This is a genomic window from Pseudoselenomonas ruminantium, assembly GCF_900113715.1.
GTDB lineage: Bacteria > Bacillota > Negativicutes > Selenomonadales > Selenomonadaceae > Selenomonas_A > Selenomonas_A caprae.
Window position 1 is genome coordinate 1 of sequence record NZ_FOQK01000039.1, and the last position, 12,517, is coordinate 12,517.

A 12,517-nucleotide genomic window follows, 5' to 3' on the forward strand; every position below is an offset into this window, starting at 1 on the left:
TCTGCACGCCGTAACGAGCAGCACCGCACGACGGGAGCGCAGCGGACGTGGTGCGCCAGCGCAGTATGAGGGCCGCGAAAGAATATACTGGGCGCGAGGTTGCTGTGACGCTACCGCCAAAAGTAGGAGCACGCAGACACTTCCGGCGGCACATGGCAACGTCGCGGCCAGCCTCTCTTGGGGAGTTTGCAGGGCTGGGAGGGTGGGCGCGCCGTAGTAAGGGATGCCCCGATGTAGACTGCCGTAAGGAGACGCCCACCCGGCGGTGTTCCTGCTTTGGTGGACGCTGACGCTTCTGTCTATCTTTGACCACCGTTGGCTGCAGCGTCCACGTCGCAGAGAAACACCGCTCCCCACCCTTTTGCCGCTCCCCATGAGCAGAATTGACCGATCAGTCCTGCCCCTCGTTACTGGTTCGGGTGTCGCTCCTTTGGTGGACGGCCCAGCTGCCGTCCACGTCGTTTGCGACACCTGGCGGGACGTGCTGGCGCACCTCCCGCATCGCACATCGCGGCATCCGCAGGCCGTTCCGTTGTCGTTCATCCGTGATAACCCTAGGGGAGGCACTGAGGGCAGGGGGCCGTCTCTGCACGTGGACGCATCCGCGTCCACTCTCCGCCCCCTTTCCCCCTACGGCCCCGACAGGCGGGGCCTACCCCCTTTCCCCCGTTTTCCTGCCCTGCGGTTCTGCTGCTCCTCGGGCAGGAATGGGGAATTGGTGCCGCGGATAGGGGGACAGGGGGCTTGGCAGCCCTCCCTACGGTCGGGACGACTACGGCGTCCAGCGAGAGCGGTGCGGGATAGCTCGCGCCGCCGTACCCCCTGCCCTCAGTGCCTCGATGCTGCCTCATGGGCTAGTCGTTGCCTGCTCGTCGATACTTCCCACCAGCAGGCGTCCAATCGCTCGGGTGGACGGCACGCCGTCCACTTCGCGCTAGACGCTTTCCGTTCCTCTCGATAAGGGCGCGACAGAGCCAGGCGGCTGACTGCGTTTGGCGTTCGGGGCTCAGGTCTCCTGCCCCGTCGGGGGCTCAAGTCTTCGCCCTGTTTCCGACGGCGTAGGAGCACTTCGCCCACTCAGCCGCACTCCGCATCCGCCCGGCACTGCCGCGCCGTACAATCCCCGCACTGGTTCGGGTGTATGTTCCTTTGGTGGACACGCTACGCGTGGCCACGTCGTCACACACACCTGCGCATCCATGCGCGGAAAGGCTCGCATCCGGCTCGCCGCACACTAAAAAATATACTAAGTAATACTTTTTATATACTAAGTATACGAAAAATTCCACAAATCTCGAGTATATGCTATACTAAAAAAGCCACAGCCCTCATCAAGCTAATATGGCAAGGGAGGGAGGTTGACAACTATGCCTAGTTCTAATTTTCTGCTTGAGCTGCTTATCAGTATCCTCGGGAGCATTCTCGGTACACTGATTTTGCAGATGCTGGGGCTGTAGTAAGCGCAGCCATTGTGGCACCAGCGAGGTGCGCCAATCATCAAGGTGCACGAAAAAGCCCTTGGGTCATCACTCCCAAGGGCTTTTTCATTGGCTGACATATGCCTATGTCTAATTTCTAAATTCATTGTAGCATCATCCTGACAGTTCGTCAAGAAAATAGCCATTTTCCATTATCTTTTGTATAATAATTACCAAAGATAATTATTATATTTTTTTACGTATTTGTTTTCATATATTTTTTTCATGAAAGGAATATTTTATACTATGGACGAAAATAAAAAGAAACATTTAGAACAATTATGTGTGAGGCGCGCTCAAATCGTTTACGAAATCAGAAAAGAAATTTTAAAAAAAACACAGCAAAAAATGGCAGATGCACTGGGAATGAGTCGGCCAACATACAATAAAGAAGAAAACAGTCAACAAGTAAGTGCATTATTTTATTTTGCTATAGGATCATATTTGGATTATTACTATAAAGAACTTTTAAAAAAATGGGTGCATAACTACGAAAACAATGATTATAAAAAAGAAATAATAGCTCTTACCTCGTTACTTAATCATGATAATTTATACAGAATAAAAAAAATACCTATAAGCGATACAGATTACGAGTATTTCCTAAGCCATTCTTTTAATCAAGAATGGTGGGATATTATGAATAGTTCTTCCTATAACAAAATAGACAATATAAAAATAGAAAACTGCATAAAGGCAAGATGTCTCTTCATATATATCGATGATTTTAGTGCTGTGGAATTGGAAAATATATTCAATAGATTAACCCCATTGCTAAAAAAGCATAGTCAAAGAATTTCTATATTAACCGATAATAAACAATTTCAAGTATCGGATGCCAGTCAATTAAATATTAATAAACAGGAATCAATAAATGATAAAATTATAGGCTTATTATTGATGAACAGAAACTTTATAGACTTTTCTTATTCCGAATGCAGTTACAACGAATCAATAGAAAGGATATCTCATTTAATAAACCTAAAATCTCGTATTTTCATCCTAACAAAGAAAATTTGGCTTTTAAATGATAGAAGAATATTCACTAATAAAAAGACAAAAAAAATTATCAAAAGAGTTATCAAAGAATCAAATCTAAAAAAATCAGAACTAAAAAAATCAAATATTATATCTTATTTAAATAGTGTATTAGCAGGTTACTTCACGGATTACTTTTGTTATATAAATTGGGAAAATAATAACTTCGTTCATCATGATTTTGTTTTTGAAAATGTATACAAAGAAATTCCAGACGATGCTATTCTGTCGTTCATAATCCTTATCTTTATGCCTATTATATCTGATGAAAATAGCAATATAAATACCAAAAGCATCGATATATCACTTGAGAAAGTTTTAAAAGAAGAATTCCCGTCTTTTAATTTTTCTATCTATCTAAAATATATTAATATGAAAATTCCTCAATAAAAACTATATTTATTATTCCTTATCGTTATAGTAACACAATAATGTAAAAAACTCGACACTAACCGATTTTTTAGTGTCGAGTTTTTTACATTATTGTGTTGCAAGCTATTGACTCTGTTATTCGTTTACATTAAACTACAATAAATCGATTTCCTTGATTTCAGAACGGAGGTGAACCAAATGGAACAAAAAAAATCGACTCTTATGAAACGCTACTTAAGCACTGCCAAATACAATGAACGAGTAGCTAATCGATCCTGGGCTTTAGCCAAGAACAATCCTAATGATGGTTATTACTATGAACGAGCTCGTGAGCACTATCGCCGGCGTGATGCAAACCTGGCAAAGGCCGCAGCCATTAAAGCGGAACTTGAAAAATAAGCAAATAAAGAATGTTTTAGATGTAAGGAGATATTATTATGAGAAAAATTGAACGTGAAAAAAGCCATATTATTATCCACTCGGCAGCAGTAACATCGGGAGCTGCAGGCGCTTTGCCTATTCCTGGTGCAGATGCTGCAGCCATCGTAGCAGCTCAAGTTACCATGATCATTTCCTTAGGGAAGGTTTTTGATGTAAAAATGACAGAATCGGCTGCGACAGCCATGGCAACAACAATGATTGCTGAACACCTTGGAAAAATGGTAGCTGGCGGTTTGTTAAAACTGATTCCGGGTGTTGGCAGTGCTATTAACGCATCGGTTGCCTTTTCTATCACAGAGGTAATTGGCTGGGAAGTTGCCGAGGCCTTTTCCCAGCAAGCCGAAAAAGCTAGCTGCACCGCCTTTGTCTAATAACTCCATAATAACAAGACTGAGGCACCTTATATAGAGCCCCAGTCTTGTTAAACCAATCGATACTATAATGGTGGTGATACGGAGGAAAACGATACTGATGAAACACGATATCCAAACACTACGACTCGAGTTGAAAAAGCTCTTTAAAGGCTATCGAACGATGACAAAATCTTTGCGCAAGCAACTGAAAAAACTCGGCTTATTGGTCATCACAGGAAGGAAACATTATAAGCTATTTACGCTATACCAGCAGTATGTATGCACTATAGCCAAAACAGCCAGCGACTTCAGGAGCGGATACAATATCGTCCACCAAATCTGCTTAGGACTTACGAATCCTATCTATAAAGATCCTGTTTCTACTACAAATGAGGTGTATGTATTATGACTTCCAAAATGAATATGATCGTCAAAGCAATCACGTTAAAAGTCACTGGCATCGGTAAGGCTCATGCCATGCTGGAAAAATACCTACTGGCTGCGGAACAGAAACTGTTAGCCCCATTTAGCTTTGACCCTGCCACTTGGAATAAAACGGATGTACTTTTCCTTGTGGCCTGTGCAGGTAGCCAAGATACTTGGACTGAATTCCAAAAAGGCATCGAATTTGCCAGACAACAGAATATGCTTGTATTTCCGATATGGATTTCCGATGAACAGCCAGTAATGACCGATAATATCCTGGTAGTAAAACCAAAAAACTTTTCAGGAAATATGGAACTCTTTGCCTACATTAGCGAGGGTATCCAGTCGATATATACCGTCTTATCGCAGCCAGGCCCAATCGACGTAGATCTTGAGACTGTTCGCTCCTTGTTAAAAGATCCCGGCCGTTTAATCTTTCACTATTACGAATACCAGGCCCAACAGGGTAAATACTCGGCTACCGACAAAGCACTGCAATGTCTGGCTGCGCAGGGCGTTGACCCACACTCCGGGAAAATTGTACTCTTGAATATTACCGGCAGTGAGGATAACCTTAGCATGTTTGAAGTATCCGAGCTCAGCGATATGATCCATGACGGAATCGGCAATAACGACAGCGAAATCTACTGGTTAGCTGCCTCAGATAATGCCCTTGCGGACACCATTCATGTAACCATGTGGGTAAAATCCTAAAGCAAAAGCCCTTGGACATTAATATTCCAAGGGCTTTTCTGTATTCATATTTAAATATCAGTACACCGTATTAACCTACACCTATCCTATACTAAGTAATACTATCTATATGCTTAGCGATACCTATTATATAAAAAGTATTACTTTATGTCCTCAAGTACGTAGCGTTTCTCGCGCACGTAGTCGGCAATAATCATGTTCAGGGCGCTGTTGTTGGACATGCCCAGCGCACGGTTGATTTCCGTAAAGGCCGCATAGGTTTCCGAGTTGACCTTGGCCGAAATCTGCTTGTCTTTGCCACTGGAAGATTTTGTCTGCTCGGTCATCCGCACGACAACCGGCGTTTTTTTCTCGGCTGAGGCGTTCGCCTCCGTCTGCCGTTCCCGTTCTTCGATTTTATCGATCAGTCTTGCCATATCCGTTCTCCTTATATACTAAGTAATACTTTCTATATGCTTGCTAATACTATTTATATAATAAGTATTACTTTTGAATCTTATCTGCAATGTTCTTGTAGACCCCCGATACTTCCGCGCCTTTATTCGCCAGGACTATCGGCAGTCCTTCGATAAGGCGGCGGTTCACTTCGACGGTGTCTTTGACGACGCCGAGCACGTTGTAGTTTTTCTTCAAGAGCTCCAGTACGTCACGATGGTCGTTGGACGAACCTTTGTAAAGCGTCGCGATAACCCCGCGAAATTCCAAGTCGGGATTCAGCGACCTTGCGCCGTCGCCGGACCTTATGCCCTCGATGGTCTCCATCAGTGCCTTGAGACCGCGATAGGAAAGGTAATCCGTCTTGGACGGCACGATGACCTCATTGGCAGCCGTCAGCGCATTACGCAGAAGCGTGCCGAGCTGCGGTGGGCAGTCGATAAAGCAGTAATCGAAATACGGTGCGAGCTGCTCCAAGGCCGTATAGAGGCGGACATCCGAGTTACGCGTGCCGATGAGGTTGCCCTCTTTGACCGCCAGCTCCAGGTCTGACGGCAGCAGGTACAGATTCTCAAGACCTGTCGCATCGACGGTAAAGCAGCACTCCGCCGGATTTATCTGCTTATGCTTGTCGGTCTCGAACAATGCGCAGATGTTGTATTTTTCCATATTGCCCGTTCCCGGCTCCAGCCCGCAGCTGATAGTCAGGGATGCCTGCGGATCAAGGTCTATCATCAGCACCCGATTTTTCTTCGAGGCCACCGCCTTGGCCGCCGCCAGATTGTAGGTGGACGTCGTCTTAGCCACGCCGCCTTTTTGGTTTGCAATCGCTATGATTTTCATACTTCTGCCCCTCATAGTATATACTAAGTAATACTTTTTATATACTAACTATATCAAATCCGCCTCGGACTGGCAATAGTTGACGAGTCAAAATTGACCGGTCAAAAAAAACGGCAGCCCGAAATCTACGGACTGCCGTTTCTGCTATAATGAATGTAATCCATAACGCTACTGGAGGTGTTTTCTATGGTATCTCTTATCGTGGCCATCTTCATGATCTTTTGCGGTCTTTGCTTTTTCCTTGGTATCGTCTACGGCTTACTCAAAATAATCTGCCCAGCACTCTTCCGCCTCTACAAATACCTGCGCGGCTAGTCTTAAAACTGTACTCATAATTAATTATCGTTACATTACTTCCGCCGATACTTTGTGCATCGGTCTACCCCAGTACTCGCTTTCTTAAACTTTCCATAAGCTGAACAGTACAGTTCTGTCCGATGCGCTGATAATTTCGCAAAACGACAAGCCTTACAATAATACCTTTTCTTCGCTACTGGGCGTCTCTCAACCCCCATTCCATGAATACCTGTACTAGGTTCCCGCATACCAATTCTCCCCCTCGAACTTTTTTACGTAACTTTGTTGACGAACCCCGAACCCCTTGATATGGTTGAGAGGGAGGGAGCTGAGGCCGCACTGCCATAGGGAAACGAGAACGAGCCGATTCGTTTCTCTATGGTAGTGCGGTACATGAAAAGGTTGATTGGCCGATCGGTCGGTCGCCTCATCCATGCAATCAGCATTACTGCTGAAACGGAACTCTCGACGGGAATCACCCGTATTTCGTGACCAGGTCTGACGTTACCACGTTTCGTTCCGCCTGCCTCAACGACCCTTGTGAGGGGCCTCTCAGGACTGTTGTTGCCACACTGCACGTCTCAGTGGGCTCACCTGCAGGAATTGCACCCGCAGGGCATCTGGATGTTAAGGGCTGCGGTTAGCCCGCCACCATCTAACGGTGATTCCCGGCGCGATTAACGTCGATGGGTGTCTTTTGCGTGTGCTTGCCACTCAACACGACCCCTCCGCGGCAGCTGCCTTATAATCCGTTGATTCCTGTACCTATGTTGCCCGATACTTTGCATTCACGCACTAAAAAAGCACCTGCTCCACCAGAGCTGGGTGCTAAATGTCCACGCCTCAATCTAATATACACATAGTCTGCCTCTTGACGAGTCAAATACTATACGATATAATCGAACGTAAGAAAAGCTTTGGTACACGGTGTTTGCGTGGACCATTTAGCGGAAGCCTACGGATTGCCGTCCGAAGGCTTCTTTTTATTTTCTCTATATATTAACGTTTCAATTTTTTACTTAGGAAAGAGCTGTCCTGTTATACACAGGCTTTCTGTCGATAACTCTGTATCTGCAAACTATCATAGCATGATTGCGGTTAATACGTCAACTGTCTGCAAGCGGCAGACATCCCCCGAATAGGCGGCAGGTATAACACTTTTGATGTTGTATAATTCCTGCGTTTACCCGCAATTTTCAAAACACCGTAAGGCTATATACGCCAAAGCCCCGTGATGCTTTTCACGGGGCTTTTCTTGTACGATTTTCCTGCCCGCTCTGCGGGTCGTAAATCGGTATCGACACGGCAGTGATATATCACGCTATATCAAGTTATGCCAGATAGGCATCATAAAATTTTTTTTGATTTTTCACGACTACTTGCTCTCCCGCTCCTGCCGTTTCTCATCCATGTCAATGACATTGCCCATGTCCTCCTGCATCCAGCGCCCGACGGCGGCCTTGGAATCCTCGTTGAGGTGAGTGTATATGTCCATCGTAACATTTATCGTCGAATGCCCCAGCTGCTCCTGTATGTCCTTCAAGTCAAATTTCTTGCTGTCCTTCATGCGGGAGGCGAGGTCATGCCGCAGCATGTGGAAGGTCGTGCGGATGCCAAGGCGTTTTCTGACCCGCGCATAGTATGACGAGAAATACGCGGGGCTGATGAAGGCTCCCGCCTTACGCGTAAATACTAAATCGGGATGCTCCCAATGCCCCGCCTCCAGCCGCGCGATTCCCTGCCGGTGCCGGTATTCGGAAAGCTCCTGGCATAATGCCCGCGGGATATAGATACGGCGGCGGCTCTGCTCGGTCTTGGGCTCCGTGAGCATGACTTTGCCGTCGGTATTGACGAGGCCATGACTTACCTCCAGCCAGCCCTCTTCAAGGTTGATGTCGCTCCAGTGCAGGGCCAAAAGCTCGCCACGTCTAAGCCCTGTCATGAACTCGGTCAGCAGGATTTGCCGCCAGCAAGGAAACGGCGTCGCCGCCTCCAGCAAAGCGTCCCGCTGTTCCTTGGTAGGCCGCACGAACGGCTTTTTCTGCGGTCGGCGCGGCAGGTTGAGGTCATCGGCAATATTGGCAGGAATCAGCTTGAGTTTTGCCGCCCGCCCAAAGGCCATGCGCATGACGACGCGGAAATACCGCGCCCGCTCGTAATGGTCGAAAAACCTGCGGTTGATGATGTTCTGCAGGTCAAATTCCGTCACGAACGCCAGCGGCATCGTGCCGATATACTCCTTGGCCACGCGAATCATAAAGCCGTAGCGCTCCCCGGTCGTCATGCGGATATGGGGCTGCGAATAGGTCGTAAACCACCGGTCCAGCCACTCTCCTGCCGTCAGCTGGTCGGCAAGCAGGGCCGTCGTATTCATATACCTCTCCTTGAGGGCCGCAAGGTTTTTCAGCGCCTCTTTCTGCGTAAAGCTGCTTTTCGTGCGCCGCACCGGGCGGCCCGTCCGGCCATCAAAACCGACCGTCAGCTGCGCAATCCAACGGTCACGCTTTTTGTCCTTATAGATTGACCCTTCGCGCGGCCCCCGGCGCGTCTTCTTTCTCCGTCCCATGCCAGTCCCCCCTTCATTCCGCTTCTTTCTTCATACTCACGAGCACCAGCTCCACGGCCTTGCGCTGTTCGGGGGTAAGGATAGCCAATTGATCCATAACCCTGTGATTGACAGTATCGCGGTTCACGCCTAAAAGATAATCGACCGTCACATCGAAAAACGCCGCAATATGTGGCAGCCGCTCGATGCTCGGGAACGACCGTCCCTGCTCCCAATTCGCATACGTCCGCATCGGCACGCCCAAAATTTCTGCCAGCTCATTCTGCGTGAGATTCAGTTCCTGCCGCAGCATCTTGAGCCGCAGCGGGAAAATATTTTCCTCGTCCTTGGCGCGCTGGCTGGCCAGTCCCGCCAGCCTATCCTTTAAATCCGGACATCGCGCCGCTATATCTGCCGGTTGACCGGTCAAATTTGACGGGTCAATTGTTTTGTCGTTATTCATGGCACTTCAAACCACCTTTCGCCCTTATTGTATCATGAAAAGCCATTTTATACGCTATATTTCTTTTATATGCCGTATTTTCTGACAGTTATAGACATTAAAATTATCTAGTAGTATAATTAAAACGTCGAATGAATACAAAATAATACTAATACGACTGCCCCGTGCAACATGATACAGCCGTAACGAGGAAAATGCCTATGCAAAATCAAGAAAAAATCCTACTCACCATCAACGAATTTTCCCGTATTACCGGCATCGGCGAAAAGACCGCCCGCCGCCTCTCCCATGTCCGTGGATTTCCCGCCCTGCGCGTCGGGCGGCGCATCATGATCCACCGCACCGCCGCCGACAAGTGGCTCGCGGACTGCGCCGCCCACCAGGACAACTGCCTGCCCTCCCTGCATTAACGGAAAGGAGACACTATGGGAAAAACGGATTTATCGCACTACCACGGACGCACCGCCTTAGACTGCCAGCTGCTCGAAATCTACCGCTTGGCGAGGATACCAATCGGCATCGATGCTTCGCACATGCTGGCCTTAGTCAACGGCATCCCCATTGCCAAAATTGCCCCGACGGATGAAGAAGGAGAACAGCTATGGACATCATCCTTACCATCGACCACCTGCAAGCGGCGCATATCGGGGCTTGTCTCCAACGGGCCAGTCTCACAGGCCATACACCTATTATACCCGAAAACGCCCTGCTTAACCGCTGGCAAGCCCTACTAATGCAATCCCAGCCGCTTGCCATACACATCCCGGCGGGCGGCTTTACGGCTCATGACGTGCTTGCGATCGTCATGGCCATACAAAAATACGGTAATCCTGCCTGCGCCAAACTATGGGGACAGGTCTACACTTACCTGACGTGTATTGCCGCCGCGAAAGTGCCAGCATCCTGCATCGACCTTGGCACGATTCGCGGGCGTCGGGCGTTTATGACCTACATGGATGGCCACGACCACGCCTGCGGCATCCGCCGCCCGTCCCAGCCTATGACGCATAACACCTATCTACTACAAGGAGGAATCCGCTATGCTTTCGCGTAAGGCGCAAAAACTCTATGACGCCATTACCGCCCGCGGCGGCGGCATCGTGGACGAATACCTCATCCGCGACATGACCGGCCTTTCCCATGGCAGCATCGTCGCCGCCCGCCACGAGCTTATCGACGCAGGGCTTTTGACCCTATCCAAGGCCTGCCGCAAAATGGTCTACCATTTGACCGGTCAACTGACCCGTCAAAAAAGCGAACCTACGCCGCGCCCTGCTACTATCCCTGTCGCTCCCGCTGCGCCCCAGCCAGCTGACGGCGACCTCTACACCTTTTCTACCATGCCGCATATCACCGGCACATACTGCGATTTCGATGAATGGACGGATGCGCTGATGGACGCCCTTGGCGACTGCCTCGACATCAGCGAAAGCCTTGTCGAAGAGGGGACGTATACCGTCTACGCCCAAGACTACGACCAAGAGGACACCTATCATACCGAAGAAACCGAAGACGGCTTTGTCGTAAACTAGCCCGCCCGCGCAGACCATCTGGCCTGCGCTTTTTCTATACTCTGCCAAAAAGGAGGAAACTATGCGAGTATTCCTAAATCCCGGTCATGCCCTCGGCGGCAATCCCGACCCCGGCTGCGTCAATTCCCGCTACCACCTGCGCGAATGCGACCTTGCCATAACCTACGGCAGTCTCTGCGGCAAATACCTCGAGGCCGCGGGTTTGGAAGTAAAGCTGCTGCAAAGTCACAACCTCTACGGCGAAGCGCCCGGCTATCCCTGCGTCGTCGACGCCGCCAACCGCTGGCCCGCCGACCTCTTCCTCTCCATCCACGTCAACGCGGGCGGCGGCAGAGGTGCCGAAACCTACTGCTATAACTTCGGCGGCAACGGCGAAACGCTCGCCCACTGCATCCAGCGCCAGCTCGTAGAAAGTCTCGCGCCCATCGACGGCGGCTACGCCGATCGCGGCGTCAAGGCGCATCCAAGTTTCTGCGTCCTGCGTAATACCACCATGCCCGCTGTCCTCGTGGAGACAGGCTTCATCGATAGCGACGACATCGGCCTCCTTACCCAGCACGGCGACGAAATCGCACGAGCGCTGGCAAGAGGTGTCACAGACTACGAGCAGGAAATCTAGTATCAAACATTAGCTCTCTTTTTTATGAAAAGTCTTGACAAAAATCTCCAAAGCTGCTAAGCTGCTTATATCGCGTTTTTTGTATATAAATTGATATATTTATATATATTTGTTTTGGAGGACTATTAATGTATCGTTTAGGTGAGCTCTTTTCAGGCCCCGGCGGGTTGGCCTGCGGAGCTATGACTGCCCATGTGCCAGGACATGATGACTTAAAGATTGTCCATGCTTGGGCTAATGATTTTGACCCGTCAACTTGTGAAACCTACCGTCACAACATCTGCAAGAATGATGCTGACACAAGCGTATATTGTGGCGACGTTCGCAAACTGGATATCAGTAAAGATAACCCATTATTCAAGGATAACCCGTTCAATGCCTTTGCATTCGGCTTTCCTTGCAATGACTTTTCAACCGTAGGAGAAAAGAAAGGCATCCACGGCACATATGGCCCTCTTTTCTCTTATGGTGTCAAAGTTCTGAAACTATTTCAGCCAGACTGGTTCGTCGCTGAGAACGTCAGCGGCCTCTCTAGCGCCAATGATGGTGGAACCTTCCCCATGATTCTCAGGGAAATGCACGGGGCAGGATACCAACTCTATCCGCATCTTTATAAATTTGAGGAATATGGTGTACCTCAAGCCCGCCATCGTATTATTATTGTCGGCATCCGCAACGACATTGATAAAATCTTCTACCCCCCTGCACCAACAACGCCAGATCCTAAACAGTATAAAACCTGCAAACAGGCACTGGAAGAAAAACCAATACCAAACATCAACAACGAAATGCCACGCATGACCCAGCGCGTTGTCGAACGCTTGAAACTCATTGGCGAAGGCGAGAACGCTTTTAATGCTCCGGCATTAAAAGAACGCCCTGACCTGCAATTAAAAGTCAAAGGTGCAAAAATCAGTCAGATATACCGCCGACTTGATTCTAAGCGTCCATCGTACACCGT

The 12,517-nt window shown here is 48.7% G+C and carries 15 protein-coding genes; 11 read left to right on the top strand and 4 right to left on the bottom strand.

The window, feature by feature from the left end; translation table 11 throughout:
- Positions 1–1,724 precede the first annotated feature (1,724 nt).
- The 5 genes from BM181_RS14340 to BM181_RS14360 all read left to right on the top strand — a co-directional run bounded on the left by BM181_RS14340 (position 1,725) and on the right by BM181_RS14360 (position 4,822).
- The gene (locus tag BM181_RS14340) at positions 1,725–2,906 is read left to right on the top strand and encodes a helix-turn-helix domain-containing protein (RefSeq protein WP_075445802.1); all 1,182 of its coding nucleotides are present in this window, start codon (positions 1,725–1,727) and stop codon (positions 2,904–2,906) included.
- A gap of 180 nt (positions 2,907–3,086) precedes the next feature.
- Positions 3,087–3,287, top strand: coding sequence for a hypothetical protein (locus tag BM181_RS14345; RefSeq protein ID WP_075445803.1), 201 nt, complete (start codon positions 3,087–3,089; stop codon positions 3,285–3,287).
- A 38-nt stretch (positions 3,288–3,325) separates the two neighbouring features.
- Positions 3,326–3,700 (top strand): DUF697 domain-containing protein, encoded by a 375-nt coding sequence (locus tag BM181_RS14350; RefSeq protein WP_075445804.1) that lies wholly within the window; start codon positions 3,326–3,328, stop codon positions 3,698–3,700.
- A gap of 100 nt (positions 3,701–3,800) precedes the next feature.
- Positions 3,801–4,091, top strand: a complete 291-nt coding sequence (locus tag BM181_RS14355) for a hypothetical protein (protein WP_075445805.1) — start codon at positions 3,801–3,803, stop codon at positions 4,089–4,091.
- The gene (locus BM181_RS14360) at positions 4,088–4,822 is read left to right on the top strand and encodes an FtsZ/tubulin family protein (protein WP_075445806.1); all 735 of its coding nucleotides are present in this window, start codon (positions 4,088–4,090) and stop codon (positions 4,820–4,822) included. Before BM181_RS14355 ends, BM181_RS14360 begins: the two co-directional genes overlap by 4 nt.
- A gap of 140 nt (positions 4,823–4,962) precedes the next feature.
- Here the strand turns inward: BM181_RS14360 and BM181_RS14365 are convergent, their stop codons facing one another.
- Both BM181_RS14365 and BM181_RS14370 read right to left on the bottom strand, forming a co-directional pair.
- Positions 4,963–5,238, bottom strand: a complete 276-nt coding sequence (locus BM181_RS14365) for a hypothetical protein (RefSeq protein WP_033171188.1) — start codon at positions 5,236–5,238, stop codon at positions 4,963–4,965.
- Positions 5,239–5,305: 67 nt separating this feature from the next.
- Positions 5,306–6,100, bottom strand: a complete 795-nt coding sequence (locus tag BM181_RS14370; protein ID WP_075445807.1) for a ParA family protein — start codon at positions 6,098–6,100, stop codon at positions 5,306–5,308.
- Positions 6,101–6,286: 186 nt separating this feature from the next.
- Between BM181_RS14370 and BM181_RS15650 the strand changes: the two genes are divergently transcribed.
- Positions 6,287–6,415, top strand: a complete 129-nt coding sequence (locus BM181_RS15650) for a hypothetical protein (RefSeq protein ID WP_256211395.1) — start codon at positions 6,287–6,289, stop codon at positions 6,413–6,415.
- Positions 6,416–7,772: 1,357 nt separating this feature from the next.
- On the opposite strand, the gene BM181_RS14375 is transcribed toward BM181_RS15650, so the two are convergent.
- Both BM181_RS14375 and BM181_RS14380 read right to left on the bottom strand, forming a co-directional pair.
- Positions 7,773–8,963: a tyrosine-type recombinase/integrase gene (locus BM181_RS14375; protein WP_074515956.1), complete on the bottom strand. Its 1,191-nt coding sequence runs from the start codon at positions 8,961–8,963 to the stop codon at positions 7,773–7,775.
- A 13-nt stretch (positions 8,964–8,976) separates the two neighbouring features.
- Positions 8,977–9,405: a helix-turn-helix domain-containing protein gene (locus BM181_RS14380; RefSeq protein WP_075445808.1), complete on the bottom strand. Its 429-nt coding sequence runs from the start codon at positions 9,403–9,405 to the stop codon at positions 8,977–8,979.
- Positions 9,406–9,605: 200 nt separating this feature from the next.
- On the opposite strand from BM181_RS14380, the gene BM181_RS14385 reads away from it, so the two are divergent.
- The 5 genes from BM181_RS14385 to BM181_RS14405 form a co-directional block, all read left to right on the top strand.
- Positions 9,606–9,815, top strand: coding sequence for a helix-turn-helix domain-containing protein (locus BM181_RS14385; RefSeq protein WP_075445809.1), 210 nt, complete (start codon positions 9,606–9,608; stop codon positions 9,813–9,815).
- A gap of 191 nt (positions 9,816–10,006) precedes the next feature.
- Positions 10,007–10,459: a hypothetical protein gene (locus BM181_RS15445; RefSeq protein WP_075445810.1), complete on the top strand. Its 453-nt coding sequence runs from the start codon at positions 10,007–10,009 to the stop codon at positions 10,457–10,459.
- Positions 10,446–10,937: a hypothetical protein gene (locus BM181_RS14395; protein ID WP_075445811.1), complete on the top strand. Its 492-nt coding sequence runs from the start codon at positions 10,446–10,448 to the stop codon at positions 10,935–10,937. The genes BM181_RS15445 and BM181_RS14395 overlap by 14 nt, the downstream gene beginning before the upstream one ends.
- 61 nt (positions 10,938–10,998) lie before the next feature.
- The gene (locus tag BM181_RS14400; protein WP_074515961.1) at positions 10,999–11,556 is read left to right on the top strand and encodes an N-acetylmuramoyl-L-alanine amidase family protein; all 558 of its coding nucleotides are present in this window, start codon (positions 10,999–11,001) and stop codon (positions 11,554–11,556) included.
- Positions 11,557–11,684: 128 nt separating this feature from the next.
- On the top strand, positions 11,685–12,517 hold an 833-nt coding region (locus BM181_RS14405; RefSeq protein WP_075445812.1), incomplete at its 3' end, for a DNA cytosine methyltransferase.

Excerpts from the sequence above, each read along its gene's own strand:
- BM181_RS14400 (WP_074515961.1), top strand. The coding sequence starts at position 10,999 with ATGCGAGTATTCCTAAATCCCGGTCATGCCCTCGGCGGCAATCCCGAC.
- BM181_RS14340 (WP_075445802.1), top strand. The coding sequence starts at position 1,725 with ATGGACGAAAATAAAAAGAAACATTTAGAACAATTATGTGTGAGGCGC.
- BM181_RS14355 (WP_075445805.1), top strand. The coding sequence starts at position 3,801 with ATGAAACACGATATCCAAACACTACGACTCGAGTTGAAAAAGCTCTTT.
- BM181_RS14350 (WP_075445804.1), top strand. The coding sequence starts at position 3,326 with ATGAGAAAAATTGAACGTGAAAAAAGCCATATTATTATCCACTCGGCA.
- BM181_RS14360 (WP_075445806.1), top strand. The coding sequence starts at position 4,088 with ATGACTTCCAAAATGAATATGATCGTCAAAGCAATCACGTTAAAAGTC.
- BM181_RS14375 (WP_074515956.1), bottom strand. The coding sequence starts at position 8,963 with ATGGGACGGAGAAAGAAGACGCGCCGGGGGCCGCGCGAAGGGTCAATC.
- BM181_RS15650 (WP_256211395.1), top strand. The coding sequence starts at position 6,287 with ATGGTATCTCTTATCGTGGCCATCTTCATGATCTTTTGCGGTCTTTGC.
- BM181_RS14365 (WP_033171188.1), bottom strand. The coding sequence starts at position 5,238 with ATGGCAAGACTGATCGATAAAATCGAAGAACGGGAACGGCAGACGGAG.
- BM181_RS14370 (WP_075445807.1), bottom strand. The coding sequence starts at position 6,100 with ATGAAAATCATAGCGATTGCAAACCAAAAAGGCGGCGTGGCTAAGACG.
- BM181_RS14345 (WP_075445803.1), top strand. The coding sequence starts at position 3,087 with ATGGAACAAAAAAAATCGACTCTTATGAAACGCTACTTAAGCACTGCC.
- BM181_RS14395 (WP_075445811.1), top strand. The coding sequence starts at position 10,446 with ATGCTTTCGCGTAAGGCGCAAAAACTCTATGACGCCATTACCGCCCGC.
- BM181_RS15445 (WP_075445810.1), top strand. The coding sequence starts at position 10,007 with ATGGACATCATCCTTACCATCGACCACCTGCAAGCGGCGCATATCGGG.
- BM181_RS14380 (WP_075445808.1), bottom strand. The coding sequence starts at position 9,405 with ATGAATAACGACAAAACAATTGACCCGTCAAATTTGACCGGTCAACCG.
- BM181_RS14385 (WP_075445809.1), top strand. The coding sequence starts at position 9,606 with ATGCAAAATCAAGAAAAAATCCTACTCACCATCAACGAATTTTCCCGT.